The 25,484-nt window shown below is 63.8% G+C and carries 22 protein-coding genes and 3 pseudogenes; 15 read left to right on the forward strand and 10 right to left on the reverse strand.

Features of this window, described 5'->3' with window-relative positions:
* Positions 1 to 9 precede the first annotated feature (9 nt).
* The 3 genes and pseudogenes from IVA80_RS09790 to IVA80_RS09800 form a co-directional block, all read right to left on the reverse strand.
* Positions 10 to 942, reverse strand: a complete 933-nt coding sequence (locus tag IVA80_RS09790; RefSeq protein ID WP_247428557.1) for a carboxylesterase family protein — start codon at positions 940 to 942, stop codon at positions 10 to 12.
* 123 nt (positions 943 to 1,065) lie between these two features.
* A pseudogene (locus tag IVA80_RS09795) lies at positions 1,066 to 1,580 on the reverse strand (hypothetical protein).
* Between the two features lie 375 nt (positions 1,581 to 1,955).
* Positions 1,956 to 2,525: an alpha-ketoglutarate-dependent dioxygenase AlkB gene (locus tag IVA80_RS09800; RefSeq protein WP_247428560.1), complete on the reverse strand. Its 570-nt coding sequence runs from the start codon at positions 2,523 to 2,525 to the stop codon at positions 1,956 to 1,958.
* A gap of 79 nt (positions 2,526 to 2,604) precedes the next feature.
* Here IVA80_RS09800 and IVA80_RS09805 point away from each other — a divergent pair, with 79 nt between their 5' ends.
* Positions 2,605 to 2,745, forward strand: a complete 141-nt coding sequence (locus IVA80_RS09805) for a hypothetical protein (RefSeq protein ID WP_007597071.1) — start codon at positions 2,605 to 2,607, stop codon at positions 2,743 to 2,745.
* 4 nt (positions 2,746 to 2,749) lie between these two features.
* Here IVA80_RS09805 and IVA80_RS09810 read toward each other — a convergent pair.
* A pseudogene (locus IVA80_RS09810) lies at positions 2,750 to 3,838 on the reverse strand (ABC transporter substrate-binding protein); the annotation flags it as partial.
* Positions 3,839 to 3,914: 76 nt separating this feature from the next.
* Between IVA80_RS09810 and IVA80_RS09815 the strand changes: the two are divergent.
* A pseudogene (locus tag IVA80_RS09815) lies at positions 3,915 to 4,117 on the forward strand (Rieske 2Fe-2S domain-containing protein); the annotation flags it as partial.
* Between the two features lie 71 nt (positions 4,118 to 4,188).
* Entirely contained in the window at positions 4,189 to 4,395 is a 207-nt protein-coding gene (locus tag IVA80_RS09820) for a hypothetical protein (protein WP_014491844.1), read from the forward strand.
* A 142-nt stretch (positions 4,396 to 4,537) separates the two neighbouring features.
* On the opposite strand, the gene IVA80_RS09825 is transcribed toward IVA80_RS09820, so the two are convergent.
* Complete coding sequence (locus tag IVA80_RS09825; RefSeq protein ID WP_247428562.1) at positions 4,538 to 5,383, reverse strand: SDR family NAD(P)-dependent oxidoreductase; 846 nt, start codon at positions 5,381 to 5,383, stop codon at positions 4,538 to 4,540.
* Positions 5,384 to 5,565: 182 nt separating this feature from the next.
* On the opposite strand from IVA80_RS09825, the gene IVA80_RS09830 reads away from it, so the two are divergent.
* The 5 genes from IVA80_RS09830 to IVA80_RS09850 all read left to right on the forward strand — a co-directional run bounded on the left by IVA80_RS09830 (position 5,566) and on the right by IVA80_RS09850 (position 11,869).
* Positions 5,566 to 7,062: an aldehyde dehydrogenase family protein gene (locus IVA80_RS09830; RefSeq protein WP_247428565.1), complete on the forward strand. Its 1,497-nt coding sequence runs from the start codon at positions 5,566 to 5,568 to the stop codon at positions 7,060 to 7,062.
* A gap of 211 nt (positions 7,063 to 7,273) precedes the next feature.
* Entirely contained in the window at positions 7,274 to 8,137 is an 864-nt protein-coding gene (locus tag IVA80_RS09835; RefSeq protein WP_247428568.1) for an outer membrane beta-barrel protein, read from the forward strand.
* Positions 8,138 to 8,296: 159 nt separating this feature from the next.
* Positions 8,297 to 9,424: an alkene reductase gene (locus IVA80_RS09840; protein ID WP_247428570.1), complete on the forward strand. Its 1,128-nt coding sequence runs from the start codon at positions 8,297 to 8,299 to the stop codon at positions 9,422 to 9,424.
* A gap of 159 nt (positions 9,425 to 9,583) precedes the next feature.
* Positions 9,584 to 10,087, forward strand: coding sequence for a GFA family protein (locus IVA80_RS09845; RefSeq protein WP_247428573.1), 504 nt, complete (start codon positions 9,584 to 9,586; stop codon positions 10,085 to 10,087).
* 123 nt (positions 10,088 to 10,210) lie between these two features.
* On the forward strand, positions 10,211 to 11,869 hold the full coding sequence (locus IVA80_RS09850) for a thiamine pyrophosphate-binding protein (RefSeq protein ID WP_247428576.1): 1,659 nt from the start codon (positions 10,211 to 10,213) through the stop codon (positions 11,867 to 11,869).
* 20 nt (positions 11,870 to 11,889) lie between these two features.
* Here the strand turns inward: IVA80_RS09850 and IVA80_RS09855 are convergent, their stop codons facing one another.
* A complete protein-coding gene (locus IVA80_RS09855; protein WP_247428580.1) occupies positions 11,890 to 13,269 on the reverse strand; it encodes an LLM class flavin-dependent oxidoreductase in 1,380 nt (459 codons plus the stop codon).
* Between the two features lie 240 nt (positions 13,270 to 13,509).
* Between IVA80_RS09855 and IVA80_RS09860 the strand changes: the two genes are divergently transcribed.
* The 6 genes from IVA80_RS09860 to IVA80_RS09885 all read left to right on the forward strand — a co-directional run bounded on the left by IVA80_RS09860 (position 13,510) and on the right by IVA80_RS09885 (position 19,273).
* A complete protein-coding gene (locus IVA80_RS09860) occupies positions 13,510 to 14,895 on the forward strand; it encodes a M20 family metallopeptidase (protein WP_247428583.1) in 1,386 nt (461 codons plus the stop codon).
* A 98-nt stretch (positions 14,896 to 14,993) separates the two neighbouring features.
* Entirely contained in the window at positions 14,994 to 15,905 is a 912-nt protein-coding gene (locus IVA80_RS09865; RefSeq protein WP_247428587.1) for an amino acid ABC transporter substrate-binding protein, read from the forward strand.
* Positions 15,906 to 16,032: 127 nt separating this feature from the next.
* The gene (locus IVA80_RS09870; RefSeq protein ID WP_247428590.1) at positions 16,033 to 16,764 is read left to right on the forward strand and encodes an amino acid ABC transporter permease; all 732 of its coding nucleotides are present in this window, start codon (positions 16,033 to 16,035) and stop codon (positions 16,762 to 16,764) included.
* A 4-nt stretch (positions 16,765 to 16,768) separates the two neighbouring features.
* Positions 16,769 to 17,461: an ABC transporter permease subunit gene (locus tag IVA80_RS09875; protein WP_247428592.1), complete on the forward strand. Its 693-nt coding sequence runs from the start codon at positions 16,769 to 16,771 to the stop codon at positions 17,459 to 17,461.
* A gap of 12 nt (positions 17,462 to 17,473) precedes the next feature.
* Positions 17,474 to 18,205: an amino acid ABC transporter ATP-binding protein gene (locus IVA80_RS09880; protein WP_247428595.1), complete on the forward strand. Its 732-nt coding sequence runs from the start codon at positions 17,474 to 17,476 to the stop codon at positions 18,203 to 18,205.
* Positions 18,206 to 18,412: 207 nt separating this feature from the next.
* Positions 18,413 to 19,273: a D-amino-acid transaminase gene (locus tag IVA80_RS09885; RefSeq protein WP_247428598.1), complete on the forward strand. Its 861-nt coding sequence runs from the start codon at positions 18,413 to 18,415 to the stop codon at positions 19,271 to 19,273.
* Positions 19,274 to 19,440: 167 nt separating this feature from the next.
* On the opposite strand, the gene IVA80_RS09890 is transcribed toward IVA80_RS09885, so the two are convergent.
* The 3 genes from IVA80_RS09890 to IVA80_RS09900 all read right to left on the reverse strand — a co-directional run bounded on the left by IVA80_RS09890 (position 19,441) and on the right by IVA80_RS09900 (position 22,847).
* Positions 19,441 to 19,902: a carboxymuconolactone decarboxylase family protein gene (locus IVA80_RS09890; protein ID WP_247428601.1), complete on the reverse strand. Its 462-nt coding sequence runs from the start codon at positions 19,900 to 19,902 to the stop codon at positions 19,441 to 19,443.
* 29 nt (positions 19,903 to 19,931) lie between these two features.
* On the reverse strand, positions 19,932 to 21,548 hold the full coding sequence (locus IVA80_RS09895) for an MDR family MFS transporter (protein WP_247428604.1): 1,617 nt from the start codon (positions 21,546 to 21,548) through the stop codon (positions 19,932 to 19,934).
* 117 nt (positions 21,549 to 21,665) lie between these two features.
* On the reverse strand, positions 21,666 to 22,847 hold the full coding sequence (locus IVA80_RS09900) for an HlyD family secretion protein (RefSeq protein ID WP_247428607.1): 1,182 nt from the start codon (positions 22,845 to 22,847) through the stop codon (positions 21,666 to 21,668).
* Between the two features lie 263 nt (positions 22,848 to 23,110).
* Here IVA80_RS09900 and IVA80_RS09905 point away from each other — a divergent pair, with 263 nt between their 5' ends.
* Complete coding sequence (locus tag IVA80_RS09905) at positions 23,111 to 24,022, forward strand: LysR family transcriptional regulator (RefSeq protein ID WP_247428610.1); 912 nt, start codon at positions 23,111 to 23,113, stop codon at positions 24,020 to 24,022.
* Here the strand turns inward: IVA80_RS09905 and iaaH are convergent.
* Positions 24,017 to 25,441, reverse strand: a complete 1,425-nt coding sequence (gene iaaH, locus IVA80_RS09910; protein WP_247428613.1) for an indoleacetamide hydrolase — start codon at positions 25,439 to 25,441, stop codon at positions 24,017 to 24,019. The two genes, IVA80_RS09905 and iaaH, sit on opposite strands and share 6 nt — an antisense overlap.
* Positions 25,442 to 25,484 lie beyond the last annotated feature (43 nt).

The raw sequence follows: 25,484 nt of genomic DNA on the forward strand, positions 1-25,484 counted from the left end.
GTCGCGCCATTACGGCAGCCCCCGCGCCTCCAACTGATGCACCAGCAGCAGCGTCGGTTCGGCGAGGCTGTCGCCGGAGCCGTCGAGGCCGAAGGCGCTCGCGATGCCGTCGCGGCTGCGCAGCAGCGTGCTGCGCGGGCAGTGGCCGGCGCCGCAGAGCGTCTTCTTCAAGATCTCGCCCTGCGCCACGAGGCTTGCGGGATCGTTCGCGGCCCAGGCCAGCAAGATCGGCGCGTCGACGTTGAGGATGCCGGGAAAGACCGAACGCTTGTCATATTGGGCGGGGTCAGTGCCGAGATAGGCCTTCTCGCTGTCGCTCGCGTCCTTGCCCGCGCGGTAGATGCCGGACACCAGCACGACGGCCGCGACATCGGCCCGGTCGGTCTGGAACTCGGGATGCGCCAGCAAGGTGGCGACATGGAAGGCGCCGGCACCATAGCCGACCGCGACGATCTCGCGGGCGTCGCCATTGAACAGGTCGATATTGCCGTGGACCCAGGACAGCGCTGCCGCCACGTCGGTCGCCCCCATCGGCCAGGCCGCCGAGGGCGCAAGGCGATAGTTGACGCGCACGCCGATCATGCCGTTGCGCGCGGCAAAGCACATCGCCTGGTCCTGGATCTCGCGGGACAGGTCCGGAGCGCCGCGGTCGCCGGTGAAGGTGTCGCCGGCCACGAACAGCAGCACCGGCCGGGGCGTGTCCGCCTTGGTCTCGCTGCTGGTGGCGACGTCGAGCACATTGGCCTCGCTGTCGCCGTAGCGCAGCCCGCGCGAGAAAGAGACCTGCTCGCACAGCCGCGCGGTGCCGCCGGCGGTGGTGTCGCTGTCGGTGAGGCCCACCCGCACGAGATCGGACGGCACTGTGAGCCGCGCCGGCAACGGACCGTGTGCGGAGGCTGCCGTCAGGCTCAGGATGAGAAAAAATGCGAGATAATTCTTCATGACGGTGTCGGCCCTGCGTGCCCGATATGGGCTCGCACGTTTGGCCTGTCTTTCCAAATCGCCTTATTAGTTCATTCGTCTTGAGGCGATTTCACGGCACCCGGTTTCGTCCCCGCGCGCAGTTCAATTCCGCGGCTGGAACGTGCAATCCGCCCGCTGCCGTCCTTCCGGCGGATGGCATTGGGGTCGATCGTGCAGCTCAGCTTGTTCAGGCTCTCGAAGTTCGATCCCGCCGCACCATCGGGTGGAATGCCAGCGAGCGCTTCTGTCGCAAAAATTTCATTGGCCGTCGAGCCGTTCACGGTCCTGGTCTTCTTGCCGAAGGTCACCTCGCAATTTCGCATGGTGATGTCGACATTGCCGGTGCGGCAGACGATTCTGTCCGCGATCACGACGATCGGCTTCTTGTAGGAAACGTCGCTGGTCGCGGCGAACAGCATCGCCAGCGCCTTCTTCTCAGGCCCCGTCAGGTCCGGCGACAGCGGCGCGATCACGCCGGCGAGCGCCAGCGCCGTCGCGCCCGACACTTTTGCAGGCGTTGCGCCGGAGGCCCCCGCGGCGTTGAAGGCGCCGGCAAGAACGAGAGCAGAGACGATGCAGGCCCGAATCCGGGATCGGGACCATGTCGCGAACGTCATTCGCGTCGCTCCTGTCCCGGTCACGGCTTCGATGCCGCAAGGCGCCCGAGCCTATGACAGAATTGCCGCTGGTGGCAGAGCCATGTGCTTCAGGCTGCCGCCCTGAAATCCTGCAACGTCGGCTGAAAATGAGCCGGCTGATAGAATCGAGATTAACTTTTACGGGAGATCGAGTGGCGGCTTCTCTTCCGCCCGACTTCTCGCCCCCTGGCCCGCAATCGAGGGAGAATCCGCGAACCGCGCGACGATTGCGCGGTGCGGCTGTTTTGGTCAGACGTTCCAAAACGGTTGGGGTGCGCGAGCCCTGCCGCAGGCCGGCGGCGCGTTCTACTTTGCATGGGGTTGTTTTCGCAGTTTTAGTTTTAGACCGGCCCGTTACGCCGGCTTCATCGTCCGGAAGGTGATGGAATAGCGCCGCGCCTCGACCGGCGGGATGCTGTGCTCCCATTGCGCGCGCGCTTCGCCGTCCATCATGTAAAGCGAGCGCGGCAGGGCTTCGAGCGTGTGGCGCTCCCATCCGTTGCCGCTGCGGCGGCGGAAGCGGAATTTGCAGGGCGAGCCCAGCGACAGGCCGAGGATCTCTTTGAAATGCGGCTTGTCGCGGTGCCAGCCGATGCCGACACCGACGTCATATTCGGTGCAGAGCACCTGCCGGATGCTGCCGCCGGCAAGGCCCGCCCATGCCTCGGCCTGCCGCGCGACGGGCAGCACCCAGTCCGGGATCGGCTCGGCCTCGGCCAGCCGTTGCAGCGAATAGTCATAGCGATAGCCGAACGACGCCACCCGGCGGTTGCCTTCGAAGGCGCCGAACTGGAAGCGCTGGAGCGGCAATGCCGCGATGCGGCCGATCAAGACCTGCTCGACGGCGGCCTCGACGAAGTCATCGCTATAGCGAAGCCCCGCAGGGCCCGCTTGCCGATCGGCGAATAAACCAAGCTGCGTCATTCCTCGCATTTCCGTGATGGAACCTAATGGAGGCTGATGCGACTTACATATGACGCGGGAAGAAACGTGCGAGGCTGTCATGGCAGAGAAGCATACCGCCGATCCGGCAGAGATCATGCGGGCGACCGGTCATCCTGAGCTGGAATATGCCGCCGGCTGGACCATCGCCGGCCTGGTCACCATCGGCACCATCGTCGCCGCCTGGGTATTCGCGATCTAGGCGCCGTGCGCCAGTTCGCGCCCGGGATTTTCTCGATCGACGCCTTGATGCCGATTTTTGCGAGACTCTCCTGGATCGGGATGGCGGTCGGCTCGCCGACCGTGGCGGTGCCGGTGTCGAGCGACAATGTCGTCTCCAGCCCGGATTCGAATCCGGCCTCCTTCATCAATGCCCTGGCCTTGTCGAGATCGGTGACATAGGGGAACGGCTGCGCCCAGACCGGCTTGAGACGTCCGCCGCGCCGCCATACATGGGAACGGCGCGTCCGAAGAAGGCGCTTGCCTGGATCTGCTCATACGGCATCGCCCAGGCGATGGCTTGGCGTTGTCGAACGGCGGCTTCGCGGTGTTCAGCGCAACGTACCAGAGCGCATTGGGGATCGGCACGCCCGAAACCTTGACCTTGCCTTCCTTGATGATCTGCTCGAAATCGCGCGGCGCGAAGCCGCTCGACAGATCCGCATCGCTCCGTTCCAGCAAAGGTCCTCAGCGGTTGCATTCTTCTTGGCAAGTTCGGAATTGATGATGAAGGGCACGACGACCGCGACGTTGAACAGCAGCATCTTGTCCTTCCGCACATAGTCGACGCGGAAGGTGTGGTCGTCGACCACCACGAACTGCTCGGGCTTTTCGAGCGATCCGGCCGACATCTGAAAGGTCGGAAAGCCGCCGACCTTGACCGCGCGGTCAAACGACCATTTGACGTCCCTCGCCGTCACCGGCGTGCCGTCGTGGAATTTTGCGTCTGTCCGCAAGCTGAAGCTGCAGGACATGCCATCTGCGGCGACCTCCCAGCTCTCGGCCAATTCCGGCGCGAGCTTCTCGCGGTCATAGGACAGCGTGCCGTCCGGCAGCGTCTTGGAGGCGTAGGTCAGCAGGCGATCGTAGCAATTCCAGGACGGGCCGTTCACGGTCTGGTTGGAGCCGACGCCCTGCATGTCGAGCGAGTTCGGTCCCAGCTCCTGCACCACCAGCAGCGTCTCCAGGCGTCCTTGCGCCCAGGCAAAGGGCGGAGCGATCGCCGTCATTCCGGTGACACCGAGGCCGCCGAGCACCACATTGCGCCGGCTCATATGGAAAGACGAAACGCTCATGGTTGCCCCTGTCAGAAAGTTGTCGGAGCTCGAGAGGCAAGGTGTATGTCATCAGCGCACCTCAAGGTGTCGCATGCCTGAGCCCGGCATCTATGAACGGTCGCGTGTCGGCGAGATGCTGCGATGCCCCTGGCATGGCTGGGAGTTCGACATGCGTAGCGGCCAGTCCTGGTTCGACCCGAAGCGGTCAAGATAAGGTCATATCCGGTCGCGGTTGAGCGCGGCGAGGAGTTGCAGAAGGGGCCATATGTCGCCGAGACCTTTCCGGTGCATGTCGAGGCAGCCGTTTCGGATTGTGATTTCGAGGCAGGTGCGATAAGCCTCGCCCGCATTTATGGCGGAGACGAGCTTTGTCGAAACAATCCCTGCGAGAGGAGGCCGAGCGCCTGATCCGCGAATCGATGGAAAAGAAAACCATCGTCGTCAAGCAGGGCTCGACCCGCATCGAGGCCGTCTGCGGCAAGTGCGGCGCGCCGAACCGGGTTCAGGCGGAAAAAGGCCAGAGCCGCGTCAAGTTCGCCTGCAAAAATTGCGGGCATCAGCAAGAGACGCTGTAGGCGCTCGAGTGCGATCAATGCTTTGACCCTCATCCCGAGGAGCCCGCTGAAAGCGGGCGTCTCGAAGGATCGAGGCCCGAGACGGACCACATGGTTCGAGACGCGCGCTCTGCGCTCCTCACCGTGAGGCCGCGCAGCGGAACTAGCTTCCCTTCACGAACCCCGCGAATGCATCGGCATAGTCCGGATGCCAGCGCGACAGCGGCGGACGGTTCTCGACGATATCGCCGACGGCCCACAGCATGCGCTTCTCGTCGAGCGCGCGGGGCACGTCGTTATCCGGGCACAGAATGTAGAAATCGCCGGCTTCCAGCCGTGCCAGCATGAAATCCACTGTCTGCTCCGGCGTCCAGGCGCCGGCCGGCTTCTCGGTGTGGCCCTTTGCGGTGAGGCCGGTGAACACGAAGCCGGGGATGAGCAGATGTGCGGTGATGCGGCAGTCCTTCGTATTGCGCAGCTCGTGCTGGAGCGCCTCGGTGAACGTCTTCACGCCGGCCTTCGAGACATTGTAGGCGGGATCGCCGGGCGGCGCGGTGATGCCTTGCTTGGAGCCGGTGTTGATGATCAGGCCGCACCTGCCGCGCGCGATCATGTTGGGCGCGAAGATGCGCGACCCGTTGATGATGCCCCACATGTTGACGCCGATGATGCGCTGCCAGTTGTCGGGTTCGTCGAACAGCGTGCTGCCGGGCTGGATGCCGGCATTGTTCATGAGGATGTCGGTGCCGCCGAAGCGCTCGCGCACGGCGCGTTCCAATTCCGTCACGCTCTCGGCCTTGCTGACGTCGACCGCGAACGTCATCACATCTGTGGCGGCTGCGAAGGATGACAATTTTGTTGCGGCTTCCGACAGCCGCACCTGATCGACATCGGCGATGCACACCTTCATGCCGGCGCGCGCGAAGGCCAGCGCGGCAGCCAATCCGATACCGGACGCGCCACCGGTAATTACGGCGACGTTGTCGTTGGCGATGACGGGATGCGGCATGGGGCGTCTCCGGAGAGGGGCTTGATAGAGCTATAACATGGCGCACGCGCGACCCTGCACAAGTCGGCATGGGAGGTCTTCGTTCCGCGCCGACTTTACGCCTCTCCGGCATCGCAGTATTCTACCAAGTTAACGATCCCGCCCAGATCGAACCAATCAATCATTGGACAGGGAGTGCAGCCATGGCTGTGTCGCAGGCTATTCCGATCACGCGCCATCCGTTCGCAAACGGGTCCTACAAGCAGATGCTGATCGACGGGAAGTGGGTCGATGCAGCCTCCGGCAAGCGCTTCGAGACCCACAACCCGGCCACCGGCGAACTGCTCGCAACAGTCGCCGAGGGTGACAAGGAAGACATCGACCGTGCGGTCGCTGCCGCCCGCCGCGCCTTCGAAGGACCCTGGAGCAAGGTCAAGCCGTTCGAGCGGCAGAACTTGCTGCTCAAGCTCGCCGACCTCGTCGAGAAAAATTTTGACGAATTGTCGCAGCTCGATACGCTCGACATGGGCGCGCCGCTCAGCCGCACCCGCGCCTATCGCCTGCGTGCGGTCGGCATGCTGCGCTATTACGCGGGACAGACCACGGCGATCCATGGCGAGACCATCGAGAACTCGCTGCCCGGCGAAATCTTCTCCTACACCCTGAAGGAGCCGATCGGCGTCGTCGGCGCGATCATTCCCTGGAATGGTCCGCTCACCGCGACGATTTGGAAGATCGGTCCGGCGATCGCGACCGGCTGCACCGTGGTGCTGAAGCCAGCCGAAGAGGCGCCGCTGACCTCACTGCGCATCGCCGAGCTCGCGATGGAAGCGGGCGTGCCACCCGGCGTCGTCAATGTGGTGCCCGGCTATGGCGAGACCGCGGGTGCTGCGCTTGCCTCGCACCACGACGTCGACAAGGTCGCGTTCACCGGCTCGCATGTCACGGGGCAGTCGATCATCCGCGCCTCGGCCGGCAATTTGAAGCGCGTCTCGCTGGAACTCGGCGGCAAGTCGCCGGACATCGTGTTCGCCGATGCCGATCTCGATGCCGCCGTGCCGGGTGCCGCGATGGCGGTGTTCGCCAATTCCGGCCAGATCTGCAGCGCCGGCACGCGTCTGTTCGTCGAGCAGTCGATCTACGAGGAGTTCGTCGGCCGCGTCGCCGAGTTCGGAAAGAAGCTGCAGGTCGGCAACGGCCTCGATCCCAACACCCAGATCGGCCCGCTGGTCTCCGAGCAGCAGCTCGAGCGTGTCACCAGCTATCTCGACATCGGCCAGAAGGAAGGCGCCATGGCGCTCGCCGGGGGCGGCCGGGTCACTGAAGGCGCGCTGTCGAAGGGCTTCTTCGTCTCGCCGACGGTGTTCGCGGGCGTCCAGGACAATATGCGCATCGCGCAGGAGGAGATTTTTGGTCCGGTCATCTCCGCGATCGCCTTCAAGGACATGGACGAGCTGGTCAAGCGCGCCAACGCAACCACGTTCGGTCTCGGTTCGGGTCTGTGGACGCGCGACGTCAGCAAGGCGCATGCCGTCGCGAAGCGCCTGCGCGCCGGCTCGGTGTGGGTGAATTGCTATCAGACGATGGACCCGGCCGTTCCGTTCGGCGGCTACAAGATGAGCGGCTATGGCCGCGAGTCCGGCAAGCAGCATGTCGAGGAATATCTCAACGTGAAGGCCGTCTGGATCAAGACGGCCTAAGGCGCGCTTTTGCTGCCGCGCCCGGGCTTCAGTGGCCGATCTTGCTCGCAGCGACGAGAGACTGCTTGCGGCGACCAGAAGTTGTTGCCCGGACGCAACAAGCGGTTTTGAAACCGCTGTCGCTCGTGATCTTGCAAGGATTGTTATCCCATTTCGAACGTCGGCCAGTTAGTTCTGGTCAACGTCAATGTTCGGGTCTGGGATATCGAAAATGCTTCGCTTCGCTTCGATCGTGTTTGTGGCTTTGGGCGTCGCCTCGGCGCAGCCTGCGCTTGCAGCCGATATGGCCGCACGCGCGCCGGTCTACAAGGCGCCGCAGTTGCCCATCGCTTACAACTGGTCGGGCTTCTACGCCGGCGTGAATGTCGGGTATGGTTGGAGCGATGATGCGATCAAGCTCGCGCCGCATGATCCGGCTTTCACCGCAGGCGTGCTCGACGTGGCCCTCGCGGGTGGCCTTGTCCCGGCATCCCTGGCAACAAACCCGCGTGGTGTGCTGGGCGGCGTGCAGGCCGGCTACAATGTGCAGACGGGCTCCCTGGTGTGGGGCGTCGAAACCGATATTGCGGCCGGCGGCATCAAGGGCAGCTCAACGGTGACCCGAACCTTGCCGGTCTTCCCGACGATCACGACCACGCAAGATCAGAAGGTCGACTGGTTGGGGACCGTGCGCGGCCGGATCGGCGCCACCGTCACGCCCGACTTGATGCTGTACGCGACGGGCGGTCTTGCCTATGGGCATGTCAAGGCGTCGACCTCGATCGTAGATCCCACGGGCGCGAGCGGCACGCCCTGCCTCAACATCATCTGTGGCGCCGGATCGGTGGAAAGCTGGCGCGTGGGCTGGATCGTCGGCGGCGGAGGCGAGTACCGCTTTGCGTCGAACTGGAGCGTCAAGCTCGAATATCTCTATTACGATCTCGGCAGCGAGAAATACACCTTCTTCAATCAGGTGTTCCCGGTCACCCCGGGCCCGGCTCGCGGCTTTGACGCGACCGCGAATTTCACGGGTCACATCGCGCGGGTCGGCCTGAACTACAAGTTCGACTCGGGCCCGGTCGTCGCGAAATTCTGATCTGCCGTTCCGAACAGACAGCAAGCCCCGGGGCTTGGCCCGGGGCTTTTTTGATTCCGCCGCATCTTTCGGCTGGCCAGCCATCCACCGATGCGGCTTCCGGGCTGCCACTCTTTCTCATATGATCCCCGTCCTCTCATCGATCATTTCGGGGCCCATATGAAATTCGAGGCGTTGTTTAGACCGTTGCAGGTCGGTCCGTACAAGCTGGCGCATCGCGTTGCGATGGCGCCGCTCACCCGGATGCGGGCCGAGCGCGAGAGCTTTTCGCCGCGACCGCTCAACGCTGAATATTACGGCCAGCGCGCGACGGCAGGCGGTCTGTTGATCGCCGAAGCATCCCCCGTGCTCTCGCACGGTCGCGGCAATCCGGCGACGCCGGGCATTTATTCGGACGCGCAGGTTGCCGGCTGGCGCAAGGTGGTCGATACCGTGCACGCCAAGGGCGGCATCATCTTCCTCCAGCTTTGGCATGTCGGCCGCGTCTCGCATTCGTCGTATCATGGCGGCGAGCTGCCGGTCTCGGCCTCGGCGATCCCGATCAAGGCCGAAGGCATGAAGGCGATGACCGCCGATGGCAAGATCGCCGACTACGAGACGCCGCGAGCGCTGGAGACGGACGAGGTCAAGGACATCGTCGAGGCGTTCCGGCAGGGCGCCAAGAACGCGCTCGCCGCGGGCTTCGACGGTGTCGAGATTCACGGCGCCAACGGCTATCTGCTCGAGCAGTTCTTGCAGTCGCGCAGCAACCAGCGCATCGATCAATACGGCGGCGGAATCGAGAACCGCGCGCGGCTTCTGCTCGAAGTGACGCAGGCCGCGATCGACGTCTGGGGCGCGGGACGCGTCGGCGTGCGGCTGTCGCCTCACGGCATCGCCAATGATTCCGGCGAGCCCGATCCGATGCCGCTCTACACCCATGTCGTGAAGGCGCTCGACAAACTCGGTCTCGCCTATCTGCATTTCATCGAGCCGCGCTCCAGCGGCTCGGGCCGTGCCGAGGTCAATTGGCAGAACGTGCCCTCCGCAATGCTGCTGTTTCGTCCGCTCTACAGCGGCGTGCTGATGACAGCCGGCGGCTTCACCGGTGAAACTGCGAATGCTGCGATCGCTGACGGCCACGCCGACATCATCGCCTTCGGCCGCATCTTCATCTCCAACCCCGATCTGCCGCGCCGTCTGGAGCACGGTTATCCGATCACCCCGTACAACCGTGCGACCTTCTACGGCGGCGAGGAGAAGGGGTACACGGATTATCCGGTGTATGACGAGCTGGCGCCGGCGTAGGTCTCTCCTGTCATTCCGGGGCGACGCAACGCGTCGAACCCGGAACCCATTTTCACGTCTTGGCTTGCCGTCCGATGGATTCCGGGCTCGCGACTTCGTCGCGCCCCGGAATGACGATCGTGTATTATCGTCCCCGCAATGACGACGGAGAGAGTCCCCATGGCCAAAGCCGCCGCCGCCGCAGGTACCGCCACCGGGCAATGCCTCTGCGGCAAGGTCACTTTCGAGATCGACGTCCCGGCGCGTTGGGCCTGGCATGATCATTCCGCCGCCAGCCGCCGGGCTCACGGCGCCGCTTACGCCACCTATGTCGGAAGCTGGAAAAAGCGCTTTCGCGTCATCTCAGGGAAGACGGCGCTTACCCGCTACGAGGACAAGGCCACCAAGACCGCGCGTAGCTTCTGCTCGCATTGCGGCACGCCGATCGCCTATGAACGTCCGCGTGGCCCGCACATGATCAACATCCCGCGCGCGCTGTTCAAGGAACGCACTGGCCGTCAGCCACTCTATCACATCGCGATCGAGGAGCTGCAGGAATGGGCCTATACCGGCGAGCCCCTGGTGCCGCTGAAGGGTTTTCCCGGCGTGGTCTGGCAGCGCTCGAAAAAGAAGAAACGCGGAAGCGGGGACGATCCGTTCGAACTCGGGCGGGAGGAGATGTAGCGCGCTTTGCGCGCTCCGCTCTCCCACGCAACGCAGCCATGATCGCGCTCCATTGCGCGCATCCTCCGACTTCGGCCATCATGCCCTCGGCTTGCGGCAACGCCCGCGAGCCCTGGAGGAACTATGAAGAACAAGATCACCGGCCGCTCTGCCTTTCTCGCGCTGCTCAAGGATGAGGGCATCACGCATCTGTTCGGCAATCCCGGCACCACCGAGCTGCCGATCATGCATGCGCTGAAGGATCATCCGGATCTCACCTATGTGATGGCGATGCAGGAGAGCCTCGTGGTCGCCATTGCCGACGGCTACAGCCGCGCCTCCGGAAAGCTCGTCGCCTGCAACGTCCACGTCGCGCCCGGCCTCGGGAACGCGATGGGCTCGCTCTACAATGCGCAGTTCACGGGTACGCCGATGATCCTCACCGCGGGTCAGCAGGAGCAGGGCCACGGCCTGATGGAGCCGGTGCTCTATGGTCCGCTGGTGCGCATGGCCGAGCCGCTGGTGAAATGGGCCGTCGAGGTGACGCGGCTGGAAGACTTGCCGCGCATCGTGCGGCGCGCAGCAAAAGTCGCGACCACGCCGCCGACCGGGCCGGTGTTCATCTCGCTGCCCGGTGACATCCTGAACAGCGAAGCTGGCATCGACCTCGGCCGCTCGACCCGCATCGACCCGCGCACAAAGCCGTCCGATGAGGCGCTGAAGGCCTTTGCCGCGCGCCTGCTGAAAGCCGAGCGTCCCGTGATCGTCACCATGGACGAGGTGGTCAAGAGCGATGCGTTGGAGGAAGCCGCCGAACTCGCCGAGTTGCTCGGTGCCGCCGCGTATCAATCCTCCACGCCCTATGGGTCGCACTTCCTCTCCGAGAGTCCGAGCTTCGTCGGCACGCTGGCGCGGGTGCAGAAGGTCGCGCGCGATACGCTCGCACCTTACGATCTCCTGATCGCGCTCGGCGGCGATCCCTTACGGATGTCGGTCTATAGCGAGGTCGACGCGCTCCCGGACGGCCTTGGTATCGTGCAAATTGGCTTGGTCGATTGGGAGATCGCAAAGAACTACGGCGCCGAGATCGCGCTGAAGGCGGACCTGAAGGAAACGCTGCGCGCGCTGATCCCCGTGCTGAAGGAAATGGGCGGCGCTGCACTGGCGAGCCGCGCGAAGCTGCGTCTCGCCGAACTCGCGCCGAAGAACTGGACCGCGCGGCGCGCCGCGCTGGTCGAGCAGATCGGCAAGGCTGCCGACACTAGCCCGATCGATCCGGACTGGCTGGTCTTGCAAATGGTCGAGGCGATGCCCGACAACGCGATCCTCGTCGACGAAGGCCTTACCTCCAGTCGCCAGATCACGGCGTTGCGTGCGCACCGCGACCGCTTCGGCTATCACGGCCTTGCCTCCGGCGGCATCGGCTGGGGCCTGCCGGCCTCCGTCGGCGCCAGTCTTGCCAATCCGCAGCGCCCGGTCGTGTGCTTCTCCGGCGACGGCAGCGCGATGTATTCGATCCAGTCGCTGTGGACGGCCGCGCATCACAAGCTGCCGCTCAACGTCGTCATTGCCAACAATGGCGGCTACCGCATCATCAAGCAGCGCCTGCTCGCCTTCCACGGCGACGACAATTATATCGGCATGGATTTCGTCGATCCGCCGGTGGATTTCGCCGGGATCGCGAAGGCGCTGGGCTGCGAGGCGATCAAGGTCAGCGATCCCCGCGAGCTGAAGGCGGCGCTGGCGTCGGCGTTTGGCCGCCCGGGGACCAAGCTGATCGAGGTGATGGTGGACGGGGTGTAGGAGGCTATATCCTTCGACGCCTACCCTTTATTCCCCACGCGATACCCCGCCGCGGGATGTGGCGCGCCGAGCCTTGCCCGGCCCTCGCCGAACAGCTTCTCCCGCAGCGTCCCTTTCGCATATTCCGGCTTGTACCGACCGCGCCGCGTCAGCTCCGGCACCAGCATGTCGGCGATATCCTCGAAATCGCCCGGCGAGATCGCGAACGCGACATTCAGCCCGTCGACATCGGTCGCCTCGAACCATTGCTCGATCTTGTCCGCGACCATCTCGGGCGTGCCGACCACCACGGGGCCGGCGCCGCCGATGCCGACATGCTCGATGACGTCGCGCACGGTCCAGACGCGGTCGGGATCGGCGCGGGTGACGTTGTCCATCGCGCTGCGGCCGGCGTCGTTCTGGACGTGACGCACCTGCTGGTCGAGGTCGTAGCCGGAGAAGTCGACGCCGGTCCATCCCGACATCAGCGCCAGCGCGCCTTCGGGGCTGATATGGCGGCGGTAGTCGGCATACTTTTCCTTCGCCTCGGCCTCCGTTCGCCCGAGGATGATCGTCATCATCGAGAACATCAGGATTTCCGCCGGGTTGCGGCCGAGCGCTGCGGCTTCCTGGCGGATCGCTGACACGCGAGGGCCGATCACCTTGGCCGACGGTCCCGACATGAACACGCACTCGGCGTGCTTCGCCGCGAACTGCCGCCCGCGCGGCGAGGTGCCGGCCTGGTACAACACGGGCGTTCGCTGCGGCGACGGCTCGCTGAGGTGGATGGTGTTGTTGATGCGGTAATTCGCGCCTTCATGATTGACGCGATGAATCTTGGTGGGATCGGTGAAGATGCCGCGCGCCCGGTCCCTCAGCACGGCGTCGTCCTCCCAGCTTCCTTCCCAGAGCTTGTAGACAACCTCCATATATTCGTCGGCGATGTCGTAGCGATCGTCGTGTCCGGTCTGCTTGTCCTTGCCGGCGCCGCGCGCGGCGCTGTCGAGATAGCCGGTGACGACGTTCCAGCCGATCCGCCCTTCGGTGAGGTGGTCGAGCGTCGACATCCGCCGCGCGAACGGGTAGGGCGGCTCGAAGGAGAGATTGCTGGTGACGCCGAAGCCGAGATTCTGCGTCACCGCCGCCATCGCCGAGAGCAGCAGCAGCGGCTCGTTGGATGGCGTCTGTGCTGCGTTGCGCAAGGCCGCGTCAGGGCTGTTGCCATAGACGTCATAGACGCCAAGCACGTCGGCCAGGAACAATCCGTCGAAACGGCCGCGCTCCAGCGTCTTGGCCAGATCGATCCAGTAGGGCAGGCGGTTATATTCGGCGGTGCGGTCGCGCGGATGGGTCCACAGGCCGGGTGATTGGTGCGCGACGCAATTCATCGCGAAGGCGTTGAGCCTGATCTGCTTGGCCATGCTGGTCCCTCGGCGCCCTGTACCGGGCGCTCTTCGAATGATAGACGTGCGCCCCAACTTGGCGAAGTTCTTGCATATCGCTTGCGCTTGGCAAGGCCAAAATCAGCGGCGCTCCCGCTCTTGGCAAGCCAATCTCAAGAGAGCAAGAACGAAATCCCAAGAACTTCCAAGTCCCCGCCACTTTCGAAGGCCTGTCCGTCTCGGGTCAGGTCGTTCGTCCAAAACCTCGAAAAACCAGCCATGACCAGAACCGACGCCATCGCCCGCGCCCGTGAGGATTTCAAATCCGGCACGTTTCTCACCGAGCTCGACCGCCGCGTCGCTTATCGGACCGAAAGCCAGAACCCGTCGCGCGGCGCCGAGCTGCGCGGCTATCTGGAGCAGGAGATGCAGCCGGCCTTTGCGGCGCTCGACTTTACCAGCCGCATCGTCGAATCCCCGAGCGGCAAGGCGCCGTTCCTGTTCGCCGAGCATCATGAGAGCGCGTCAGCGCCGACCGTGCTGATCTACGGTCATGGTGACGTCGTCGACGGCATGGAGGGGGAGTGGCGCGATGGCCGCGATCCCTGGCGCACGACGGTTGCTGGCACGCGGCTCTATGGCCGTGGCACCGCCGACAACAAGGGCCAGCACAGCATCAACATGGCGGCACTCCGCGCGGTGCGCGACGCCCGCGGCGGCAAGCTGGGCTTCAATGCCAAATTCATCATCGAGATGGGCGAGGAGATCGGCTCGCCCGATCTCGGCAAGGTCTGCGATCTCAATCGCGACGCGCTGAAGGCCGATTTGTTCATGGCCTCCGACGGGCCTCGTCTGTCAGCAGATCGTCCAACACTCTTCCTCGGTTGCCGTGGCGGCATCCGCATTCATCTCGATGTGAATCTGCGCGATGGCGGCCACCATTCCGGCAATTGGGGGGGCGTGCTCGCCAATCCCGCGACTATTCTCGTCAACGCGATCTCGACGCTGGTCGACGGCCATGGACGGCTTCAGCTTGACGCCCTGAAGCCGCCGCGCCTCACCAACCAGATCCGCAGCTACCTCGCCGACGTGCAGGTGGTACCGACCGAGGACGAGCCGGCACTCGCGGAGAACTGGGGCGAGGAGGGACTGTCGGCGGCCGAGCGGCTCTATGCCTGGAACACGCTCGAAGTGCTGGCGATGTCGTCGGGCAATATCGACAAGCCGGCCAATGCCATTCCCGGCCATGCCAGTGCCGTGCTGCAATTGCGTTTTGTGGTCGGTACCAAGATCGACGGCCTGATCGAGGCCATCGGCGCGCATCTGGTCCAGAAGGGCTTTCCGATGGTCGAGGTGCGCGCGGCGCAGAGCTTTGCCGCCTCGCGCACCGATTTCGACAGCCCCTGGATCAAATGGGCCGCGGACTCCGTGAAAGAGACCACCGGCAATCCGCCGGCGGTGCTGCCCAATTTCGGCGGCTCGCTGCCCAACGACGTGTTTTCCGAGATCCTGGGCCTGCCGACAATCTGGGTCCCGCACTCCTATCCCGGCTGCTCCCAGCATGCGCCCAATGAGCACATCCTGCTGCCATTGACCGAAGAAGCCTTGACGGTGATGGCCGGCCTGTTCTGGGATCTCGGGGAATTGCCCAGCCCATTAACCTGAGCCGTTAACCTGAGCGGCGATCCAGCCGAAAGTCACATTCTAATCCGGGCCGATTTGTGCTTGCATCCGGCCGCATCATCCTGAAAGGGGACTAAAAAGTGAAACATTTCCGTAGCATCGGGCTCGCGCTCGCCGCCACCTTCGCCGTCAGCCAGGCCGGGGCCCAGGAGCTGACCGGCACGCTGAAGAACATCAAGGACACCGGCGCCATCACGCTCGGCTTCCGCGACTCCTCGATCCCGTTCTCCTATCTCGATGACAGCCAGAAGCCCATCGGGTTCGCGATGGACATCTGCTACAAGATCGTCGACGCCGTGAAGAAGGAGCTCAAGCTCGACAAGCTCGAGGTCAAGCTCAATCCGGTGACCTCGGCGACCCGCATCCCGCTGATGGCGAACGGCACCATCGACCTCGAATGCGGCTCGACCACCAACAATGCCGAGCGGCAGAAGCAGGTCGCCTTCACCAACACCCATTACCTGACCGCCAGCCGCTACGTCTTCAAGAAGTCGAGCGGCCTCAAGTCGATCGATGACCTCAAGGGCAAGGCGGTGGTCTCGACTGCCGGCACCACCAACATCAAGCAGCTCACCGAGGCCAACGTCGCGCGCAGTCTCGGCGCCAACATCATCCCGGCCAAGGATCACGCTGAATCCTTCCTGATGGTCGAAACCGACCGCGCGGTGGCCTTCGTGATGGACGACATCCTGCTGGCGAGCCTCGTCGCCGGCTCGAAGTCGCCGGACGACTACGTCATCTCCAAGGACGCCTTCTCCAAGCCCGAGCCCTACGGCATCATGCTGCGCAAGGACGACGCGCCGTTCAAGAAGGTGGTGGATGCGGCGACCGCCGCGCTCTACACCTCCGGCGAGGGCGAAAAGATCTACAACAAGTGGTTCACGCAGAAGATCCCGCCGAAGGGGCTGAACCTCAACACCCCGATCTCGGCCGAGCTGAAGAACGAGTTCGCCAAGCCCACGGACTCGCCGAATCCGGACGACTATAAGTAAACTGAGTTGATCGCCTCTCCCCGCAAACGGGGAGAGGCGGCACATTCCGGCCATTCTGGAGGGAGTGGCCGGACATTTGCATAGGCACCTGCGATAACCATGATTGGCGCGTTCGCGCGGGGGACACGTGAACTACCACTGGAACTGGGGAATTTTCTTCCAGCCGAATCCGATGGGGACCGGCACCTATCTCGACATGCTGCTGACGGGATTGGTGCTGACCCTCAAGACAGGTGCGCTCGCCTGGATCATTGCGCTGATCACCGGCTCGATCATCGGCGTCATGCGCACGCTGCCATCGAAGGGGGCGTACTGGTTCGGCTTTGCCTATGTCGAATTCTTCCGCAACATGCCGCTGCTCGTGCAACTCTTCCTGTGGTTTTTCGTGCTGCCGGAAGTGCTGCCAAGATCCGCCGGATTGTGGCTCAAGCAGCTGCCGAATGCGCCGTTCTGGACGGCCGCGATCGGCATCGGCTTCTTCATGTCGGCGCGCGTCGCGGTGCAATTGCAGGCCGGCATCGGCTCACTGCCGCGCGGGCAGAAGATGGCGGCGACTGCGCTTGGGCTCACCACCGTGCAGGCCTATCGCTACGTGCTGCTCCCGATGGCGTTTCGCATCATCCTGCCGCCGCTGACGTCCGAGTTCCTCAACACCATCAAGAACACGGCCGTGGCCATCACCATCGGACTGCTCGAACTGACCGGACAGGCGCGCTCGATGCAGGAATTCTCGTTCCAGGTGTTCGAGGCCTTCACCGCCGCGACTCTCCTCTATCTCCTCGTCAACGCCGTCGTCGTGACCGCGATGCGCTTCCTCGAGCGCTACGTCGCGATCCCCGGCTACATCACGGGGAAATAACACCATGTTCAGCAATTTCGATTTCGAGGTCATCCGCCGCGCGCTGCCCTATCTGTTCTACGAGGGCATGACGTTCACGGTGACGCTGACGGCGCTCGCAGCACTCGGCGGCCTGATCTTCGGCACGGCCATCGCGCTGATGCGGCTATCGGGCTTCAAGATCCTGGGCCGCATCGCCGGTGTCTATGTCGACTTCATGCGCTCGCTGCCGCTGGTGCTGGTCATCTTCTGGTTCTACTTCCTGGTGCCCTATATCGGGCAGTGGGTGACCGGCGCGTCGCGCCCGATCAGCGTCGGCGCGTTCGCCTCCTCGCTCATCACCTTCATCATGTTCGAGGCCGCGTACTTCTCCGAGATCATGCGTGCCGGCATCCAGTCGATCTCGCGCGGTCAGCCGGCCGCCGCCAACGCGCTCGGCCTGACCTACGCCCAGACCATGCGCTACGTCGTGCTGCCGCAAGCCTTCCGCAACATGCTGCCGGTCCTGATCACGCAGACCATCGTGCTGTTCCAGGACACCTCGCTGGTCTACGTGCTGTCGATCACGGACTTCCTGGGGGCTGCGAGCAAGGTCGCGCAGCGCGACGGCCGCCTGGTCGAGATGTATCTGTTCGCTGCAATCGTCTACTTCACCATTTCCTGTGTTGCGTCCTTCGGCGTCCGCCGCCTCCAGGCGCGCATCGCCATCATTCGATAGAGCGTGTCGATCATGATCGAAATCAGCCACGTCAACAAATGGTACAGCCCGACGTTCCAGGTGCTGACCGACTGCACCACCAGCGTCACCAAGGGCGAGGTGGTCGTGGTCTGCGGGCCCTCGGGCTCGGGCAAGTCGACGCTGATCAAATGCGTCAACGCGTTGGAGCCGTTCCAGAGCGGCGACATCAGTGTCGACGGCACCAAGGTCAACGATCCCAAGACCGATCTGCCGAAGCTGCGCTCGCGCGTCGGCATGGTGTTCCAGCATTTCGAGCTGTTTCCGCACCTGAAGATCATCGATAATCTCTGCCTCGCGCAGCAGAAGGTGCTCGACCGTGCGCGCGACAAGGCGGTGGCGAAAGGCATGCAACTGCTGGAGCGCGTCGGCCTGAAGGAGCAGGCGCAGAAGTTTCCTGCGCAGCTTTCCGGAGGCCAGCAGCAGCGCGTCGCAATCGCCCGCGCGCTCGCGATGGACCCGATCGTCATGCTGTTCGACGAGCCGACCTCGGCCCTCGATCCGGAAATGGTGAGCGAGGTGCTCGACGTCATGGTCGACCTCGCCCATGAGGGCATGACCATGATGGTCGTCACCCACGAGATGGGCTTTGCCCGCAAGGTCGCCAATCGCGTGATCTTCATGGACCGCGGCGAGATCGTCGAGGACGCGCCGAAGGAGGATTTCTTCGGCAAGCCGCGCAGCGACCGCGCGCAGAAGTTCCTGTCGAAGATTTTGTCGCATTAGCAACGCCGTCATTCCGGGACGCGTCCCTTGGCGCGGGCCCGGAATCGATCGGGCGGCAGTACATGAGTGAAATGGATTCTCTGATGCGCAATTGCGCATCATGGCTCGTCGCCCTGCGACGCCCCGGAATGACGAGGGGTGGGGTTTATCGGGCTCACCAAATCCCGTATAAGCGCGCCAATCCCCTTTCCCGCCAGGAGACCTGCCTTGGACCCGATCGCCTACGTCAACGGCTCATTCGTTCCGCTCTCGGACGCCAAGATTTCGGTCCTCGATCGCGGCTTCCTGTTCGCCGACGGCATCTACGAGGTCTCTGCCGTGCTCGATGGCAAGCTGGTCGACAACGCCTCGCATCTGGCGCGCTTGGAGCGCTCGGTCGGTGAGATCAAGCTGAAGCTGCCGGAGATGGTCGAACGCATCGCCGAGCTCCAGAAAGAGTTGATCGCGCGCAACAAGGTCGAGAACGGCCTCGTCTATCTCCAGGTCACGCGCGGCGCCGACAAGGGCCGCGACTTCGCCTTCCCGAAGGGCGACGTCAAGTCGAGCCTGGTGATGTTCACCTCCGAAAAGGACATCATCAACGCCGCCTCGGCCAAGACCGGTATCAACGTGATCACGGTGCCCGACATCCGCTGGGAGCGCCGCGACATCAAGAGCGTGGCATTGCTGGCGCAGGTGCTGGCCAAGCAGGCGGCTGCCGAAGCCGGCGCCGGCGAAGCCTGGATGCTGGAAGACGGATACGTCACCGAGGGCGGTTCGTCCTCGGCGTTTATCCTGACCAAGGACGACGTCATCGTCACCCGCAAGAACTCCAACGCGATCCTGCCGGGCTGCACCCGCAAGGCCGTGGTCGCGCTTGCCGAGGAACGCCAACTTCGTGTCGAGGAGCGTTCGTTCACGGTCGCCGAGGCGCTCGCCGCCAAGGAGGCCTTTGCCACCTCGGCGTCACTGTTCGTCCAGCCGGTGGTTGCGATCGACGGCAACAAGGTCGGCGACGGCAAGCCCGGTCCGATGGCGACGCGGCTTCGCGAGATTTACGTGGAGTTCGCCAAGGCCACGGCGGTTTAAGAGAGCCGCTGACGTCGAGAGGCCGCATCACACTCAGGTGTCATTGCCCGGCTTGACCGGGCGATCCAGTACGCCGCGGCGGTTGTTCTGAATCTCGTTGCCTCTGGAATACTGGATGCCCCGCCTCCGCGGGGCATGACAGTCGAGAGTGTGGAGGCAATGTCAGCTCACGCCGCCGACGCCTTCACCTTCACCGGATACACCGCCCGGAACGCGATCGCGATTCTGTTCCAGGCATTGATCGCGCCGATCAGCATCGTCAGGTTCACCGTCTCCGCATCGGAGAACTGCGCGCGGACCTGCTCATAGACATCGTCGGGGGCTCGCGTTTCCGAAATCAGCGTCACTGATTCCGTCCAGGCCAAAGCGGCGCGCTCGCGGTCGGTGTAGAGCGGGGATTCGCGCCAGGCGTTGAGCAGATAGATGCGTTGCTCGGTCTCTCCGCGCTTGCGGGCGTCCTCGGTATGCATGTTGATGCAGAAGGCGCAGCCGTTGATCTGCGACGCCCGGATCTTGACGAGCTCGATCAGCGATTTCTCGAGTCCCGTCGACTGGATCTGCTGCTCCAGCGTCATCAGCGCCTTCATCGTGTCGGGGGCAGCCTGGTAGAAGTTCATGCGGGGTTTCATCGTCGTTCTCCTTGCTTGCTAGGTTGACGTCAGTGGGCGCCACCGGCCGAGGTCTGGCCGGGCTTCTTCAGGAAGAGGACGGCGGCGAGCGCCACGATCAGCGCCATGCCGAGCAGATAGAAAGTATCGCTGAAGGCGAGGATGAAGGCCTGCTTCTGGACGATATGACCGATCGCGAGATAGGCGCGATGCGCGGCGTCCGCACGGTCGAGGATGCCGTGATTGACAAAATACTGTGTGAGCTGCTCCAGCCGCGTCCGCGTCGCCTGCTCGAACACCGACACCGACTGCATCAGCACGTTGGAGTGGTACTGCTCGCGCTTGGTCAGCACGGTCTGGAGCAGTGCGATGCCGACGGCGCCGCCGAGATTGCGCATCATGTTGAACAGGCCGGAGGCCGAGCCCGCGTTCTCCGGCTCAATGCCTGATGTTGCCACCGCGGACAGGGGAGCCATCACCAACGCCTGGCCGATCGCGCGGACCACATTGGGCCACAGCAGCTGGTCGGCGGCATAGTCGGCGGTCATATAGATGTTCATGAAGTTCGAGGCCGCGAACAGGACGAAGCCGACACCGATGATGATCCGTGCGTCGAAGCGTTGCATCAGGCGCGGCACCAGGGGGATCAGCACGAGCTGCGGCAGCCCGGTCCATGCCAGCACCATGCCGATCTGTTCGGCATTGTAGCCCTGGATTCGGGACAGATATTGCGGCAGGATGAACACCGAGCCGTAGAGCGCGATGCCGAGCAGGAAGTTCGCCAGCATGCCGAAGCCGAAATTGCGGCGGACCAGCAGACGCAAATTCAGCAGCGGCTTCTTTACCGTCAGCTCGATGATCAGAAAGGCGGCCAGCGCCACGGCCGCGATCACCGACAGCTTGACGATGAAGGGCGAGCCGAACCAGTCGTCCTTGTTGCCCTCTTCCAGCACGGTCTGCAGCGCGGAGAGGCCGATCGCCATGGTGATGATGCCGGCCCAGTCACCGTCGCGCAGCAGCGCAAGCTTCATCGGCTTTGCATCGAGCGCGTACCAGAGCATGCCGACCATGATCGCGCCAGGGACGACGTTGACGTAGAAGATGTACTGCCAGCCGAAATTCTCGGTGAGATAGCCGCCGATGGTCGGGCCGATTGCGGGCGCGAACGTCGCCGACAGCGCGAATAGGGCGAGTCCGACCGGCTGCTTTCCGCGCGGCAGCAGTGTGATGATCAGCGTGAAGGCCATCGGGATCAGCACACCGCCGGTGAAACCCTGGACAGCGCGCAGCACGATCATCTGCGGCAGGTCCTGCGCCAGCGCGCAGGCCGCGGAGAGGAGCAGGAACAGGATGGCATTGACGAGGAGATAGATGCGAATCGAGAAAACCTGCGCGAGCCAACCGGACAGCGGGATCACCACGATCTCGGCGATCAGATAAGAGGTCGAGATCCAGCCGCCATCGTCGATGCCGGCGCCGATTGCGCCCTGAATGTCGGCGAGCGAGGCGTTGACGATCTGGATGTTCAGGACAGCCATAAAAGCGCCGAGGGTGGCGCCGATCACCGCGATCCAGGTTTTGGCGGAAACCGGCGGCGTGGTGGGTGCGGCCGAAGCATGAATGTTGGCAGCGGAGACGGCGTTGGCGGTCGGTTGGAGCGTGCTCATGGAAGCCTCGTCTCGGTCACGGAGACAGGATGCATTGGGCGGTCGATTTCGCTAATTGAGGAAGCGTGAGAAGGATCGTCCGGCAAGACCTGTTGATCCTGCTCGGCCGTGCTGGCCTCAGCTGCCGTTAGGGCGAGACGTGTTGTCGGCGAGGCGCTTGGCCGTCTCGCGCTCGGCCAGCACGGTTGCCTTGGTGTCGACGGTCGGCACGGCAGACATGCCGGGCCGCAAAAGGCCGGCAAGGCTGTGGTCGTCGAGCACGATCTTCACCGGCACGCGCTGCACGATCTTGGTGAAATTACCTGTGGCGTTGTCCGGCGGCAGCAGCGCGAATTCGAGCCCGCTCGCCGGCGACAGGCTGTCGACATGGCCGTGCAAGGTCTGGTTGCGAAAACTGTCGATGTGTAGCTCGACCGGCTGACCAGCGCGAACATGCGTGAGCTGTGTCTCCTTGAAATTCGCAACGACATAGACCGCATCGAGCGGCACCACCGCCATCAATTGCGTGCCGGCCTGCACGAACTGGCCGACCCGGAGCGAGCGGGCGCCGACCGTACCGTCGACCGGTGCGGTGATCTCGGCATAGGACAGGTTCAGCGCCGCCTGGTCTGCGACAGCGCGGGCGCGGTCGAACTGGGCTGTGGCCTGGGCGCGCTGGGTGGTGAGCACGTCGACCTTGCGCTGCGCGGCCATGAGGCCCGATTTCGCGTGCTGCAATTGTGCGTTGCTGGCGCGCAGCGCCGCATCGGTCTGCTGCGCGCGCTGGATCGTGCCGGAGCCTGACTTCATGAGGTCGTCGTAGCGGGCGCGTTCCTCCTGCGCGAATTTCAGATTGGCATCCGCCGCGGCAACGTCGGCCGTACCCTGCTCGATAATTGGCTGCTGCAACTCGAGCTGGGCATCAATGTTGCGCACGGAGGCTTCCGCGGCGGCGACATCGGCGCGAGCCTGGTCGAGCGCTGCCTTGAAGTCGCGGTCATCTATCTTCGCCAGGACCTGGCCCGCTTTGACCTTTTCGTTGTCGCTGACCAGCACCTTGGCGATATAGCCCGAGACTTTTGGCGCGATGATCGTGGAGTCGGCCTTCACGTAGGCATCGTCGGTTGTCTCGAGGTAGCGGCCGTTGGCCCAGTAGTCATGTCCCCAATAGACAATCGTTGCCGTGCTCGCGAGGAGTGCGAGCACCAACGCGGCGCGCCGGACCATAGTCCGGACCGAGCCACGCATCGGCGCCTTGGAGTACTCTTGAGTTATTTCAAGCGCTTGCTGGAAGTTTTCGGTGCGAGGCATCTCGGACATGGCAGTCTCCTATCGGCTGGCTAAGACTATCGGTCTTCCTGGTTCGAGTGATAATCGACGAAATGCTAGAAGGATTATCCACTCTGAGCAGATAATCCGGGGGTTGTATGGTTTTACTGAACCAGAGGGAGCGACTGCCCCACAGCGATTGCCGCGTCTGTCGAGCGATTGCTGCTAACGCATGCGCCACACGCGAGATGATCTGATGGATAATCCGAGGGAATTCCTTGCGATTATCGATCAAGAGGGGATAATCAGCCGGCATGGACCGATTGACCAGCCTCGAAGTCTTCAGCCGGGTGGTCGAGACCGGCGGCTTCTCTGCGGCAGCACGCAAGCTCAACATGTCGACCACTATGGTGAGCAATCACGTTCAGGCGCTGGAAGACCGGCTCGGGGTGAGGCTGCTTCAGCGCACCACGCGCAAGGTCAACCTCACCGAGATCGGCAAGGCCTATTACGAACGCAGCATCCGAATACTCGCCGATATCGAACAGGCCGACGATATCGCGAGCGAACTGCAGTCGGTGCCCCGCGGCACGCTACGGATCCACGTCGCCACGCACATGGTGCCGTTCGCCGCGCCAGTGGTGGCGAAACTCCTGTCGACCTATCCAGAGCTCAAGATCGATCTGCGCATGGGCGAAGCCGAAGTCGACCTCATCGAAGAAGGCTATGACGTTGCCCTGCGCATGACCTCGCCGCCGGACTCGAGCCTGATCGTCCGCAGCCTTGCCACCTGGCGCCACGTGCTGTGCTGCTCGCACGACTATCTCGAAAGGCACGGTCGCGTGCAGAAGCTCGATGAGCTCACCGCGCACAATTGCGCCCGTCACTTGAATTATCCGTTCGGCGACGATTGGCGCTTCTTCGATCGCAAGGGCAAGCCGGTATCGGTGCGGATCTCCGGCAGCTTCATCACCAACAGCGGTGAAGCCTTGCGGAAGGTGGCATTGGAAGGCGCTGCCGTCTGCCTGATGGCCGGGTTTCTCATTCGGGACGATCTCGAGGCCGGCCACCTCGTTCGCCTCTTGCCGGAATGTCGTCCCGTCGAGATGTCGATGAACGCGGTCTATCCGCACCGGCATCATCTGTCGGCGAAGGTCAGGACCTTCATCGACATGCTCGTGCATCACAGCGCCGAGCAGCAGAAGCTGATCAATCCCTATTCATGATCGGGGCGGCGCCGGCAACCGCCCGAACACTTGTTCAAGCGCCATGCCGACCGCGAGCAGCCGGCGATCGCTGCCCGCAGGGCCATCCAACTCAAGACCAATCGGCAATCGGCTCGTTGCGCCCAGCGCGATCGGAATCTGGATGCCGGGAATGCCGGCATTGCTGCCGGGATCGGTGTTCTGGATGAAGAGGCCGAAATTTTCGAGGCTGCTGGAATCGGGATTCGAAGCAATTGCCACGCGTGGCGTGGTCGGGAAAGCGATGACGTCGAGACGGTTATCGGCAAAGGTTCTGCCGTAGAGCGCCTGCAGCGCGGGACGCGCGGACTTGATGGCGGCGTCATAGATCGGCTCGGCATCGACCAGCGTATTGTCAGGACCAGGCAATTTGCGCGGGATCACGAGGCCGTCATAGGTACCCTTCACGTCAGGACTGGCGATGTCCTTCACCAAAGCCTCGATGTTGAGGCCGGTGCCGGTGTGCGCGAGATAGGCGGCCATGTCGTCATAGGCCTCGTACAGCGCGACGGGAAAACCGACCTGGCCATTGAGCTCGGCAAGTTGCGGCATCTCGATCTCGACCATCGCGACGCCCTGCGCCTTCATCTGCGCGACCGCCGCCTGGAAGGCGGCTTCGATGTCGGCATCGAGATTGGCCAGCATGGTCCTCACGATGCCGATCCGCAACCCCGCGAGATCGGCGGGATGGACGGCGTCGCCACCTGCAATGACGCGGTCGAGCAGTTCCACATCCGCCACGGTCGCGGCCATCGGGCCTGCGGTGTCGCGGGTGTGCGAGATCGGCGCGATGCCGTCTTGTGGATAGCGTCCGACGGTCGGGCGGAGCGAGGCGCATCCGTTCAGCGCGCCAGGCACCCGGACCGAACCGCCGGTGTCGGTGCCGAGCCCGCCGGCGACAATCCGCGCGCCGATCGCGGCACCCGTTCCGGAGGAGGAGCCGCCAGCGATCACGGCGCGATCATAGGCGTTGCGCACGCCGAACTCCGCACCGGTCTTGAATGCGGTGTTGTAGCCGGAGATGCCGAAGGCGAGTTCGTGCATGCTGGTCTTGCCGATGATGACCGCGCCTGCGGCTCGCAGCTTCGCGACAACCGGCGCGTCGGCCTTCGGAACGTAATGCTTCAGCGCTGGCGTTCCTGCGGTACAGGGAAGCCCCGCGACCTCGATATTGTCCTTGATCACGATTGGAACGCCGCCGAGCGGCATGTTCGTGTTGCCGCTCGCGTCGAATGCGGCTGCAGCCTTCAAGGCGCCGGCCTCGTCGAGGGTGATGAAAGCGTTCAGGTCGGCGCTGATCTTGGCGCGGGTCAGCGCTTCCTGCGTGAGCGCGGTGCTCGTGACTTTCCGGGCGCGGAGGTCGGCCGCGGCCTGGGTCAGGGTCAACTGGTCGAGATCCATGATGCATCACCCGGTTGCGGGGGCGCCATCCGGGAACCCCATC

Origin of the sequence: Bradyrhizobium sp. 139 (assembly GCF_023074175.1) — a bacterium.
Classification (GTDB): domain Bacteria; phylum Pseudomonadota; class Alphaproteobacteria; order Rhizobiales; family Xanthobacteraceae; genus Bradyrhizobium.

Excerpts from the sequence above, each read along its gene's own strand:
- IVA80_RS09890 (WP_247428601.1), bottom strand. The coding sequence starts at position 19,902 with ATGAAACCCCGCATGAACTTCTACCAGGCTGCCCCCGACACGATGAAG.
- IVA80_RS09875 (WP_247428592.1), top strand. The coding sequence starts at position 16,769 with ATGTTCAGCAATTTCGATTTCGAGGTCATCCGCCGCGCGCTGCCCTAT.
- IVA80_RS09825 (WP_247428562.1), bottom strand. The coding sequence starts at position 5,383 with ATGCCGCATCCCGTCATCGCCAACGACAACGTCGCCGTAATTACCGGT.
- IVA80_RS09880 (WP_247428595.1), top strand. The coding sequence starts at position 17,474 with ATGATCGAAATCAGCCACGTCAACAAATGGTACAGCCCGACGTTCCAG.
- IVA80_RS09845 (WP_247428573.1), top strand. The coding sequence starts at position 9,584 with ATGGCCAAAGCCGCCGCCGCCGCAGGTACCGCCACCGGGCAATGCCTC.
- IVA80_RS09905 (WP_247428610.1), top strand. The coding sequence starts at position 23,111 with ATGGACCGATTGACCAGCCTCGAAGTCTTCAGCCGGGTGGTCGAGACC.
- iaaH (WP_247428613.1), bottom strand. The coding sequence starts at position 25,441 with ATGGATCTCGACCAGTTGACCCTGACCCAGGCCGCGGCCGACCTCCGC.
- IVA80_RS09900 (WP_247428607.1), bottom strand. The coding sequence starts at position 22,847 with ATGTCCGAGATGCCTCGCACCGAAAACTTCCAGCAAGCGCTTGAAATA.
- IVA80_RS09840 (WP_247428570.1), top strand. The coding sequence starts at position 8,297 with ATGAAATTCGAGGCGTTGTTTAGACCGTTGCAGGTCGGTCCGTACAAG.
- IVA80_RS09790 (WP_247428557.1), bottom strand. The coding sequence starts at position 942 with ATGAAGAATTATCTCGCATTTTTTCTCATCCTGAGCCTGACGGCAGCC.
- IVA80_RS09850 (WP_247428576.1), top strand. The coding sequence starts at position 10,211 with ATGAAGAACAAGATCACCGGCCGCTCTGCCTTTCTCGCGCTGCTCAAG.
- IVA80_RS09895 (WP_247428604.1), bottom strand. The coding sequence starts at position 21,548 with ATGAGCACGCTCCAACCGACCGCCAACGCCGTCTCCGCTGCCAACATT.
- IVA80_RS09855 (WP_247428580.1), bottom strand. The coding sequence starts at position 13,269 with ATGGCCAAGCAGATCAGGCTCAACGCCTTCGCGATGAATTGCGTCGCG.
- IVA80_RS09830 (WP_247428565.1), top strand. The coding sequence starts at position 5,566 with ATGGCTGTGTCGCAGGCTATTCCGATCACGCGCCATCCGTTCGCAAAC.
- IVA80_RS09800 (WP_247428560.1), bottom strand. The coding sequence starts at position 2,525 with ATGACGCAGCTTGGTTTATTCGCCGATCGGCAAGCGGGCCCTGCGGGG.
- IVA80_RS09805 (WP_007597071.1), top strand. The coding sequence starts at position 2,605 with ATGGCAGAGAAGCATACCGCCGATCCGGCAGAGATCATGCGGGCGACC.
- IVA80_RS09860 (WP_247428583.1), top strand. The coding sequence starts at position 13,510 with ATGACCAGAACCGACGCCATCGCCCGCGCCCGTGAGGATTTCAAATCC.
- IVA80_RS09835 (WP_247428568.1), top strand. The coding sequence starts at position 7,274 with ATGCTTCGCTTCGCTTCGATCGTGTTTGTGGCTTTGGGCGTCGCCTCG.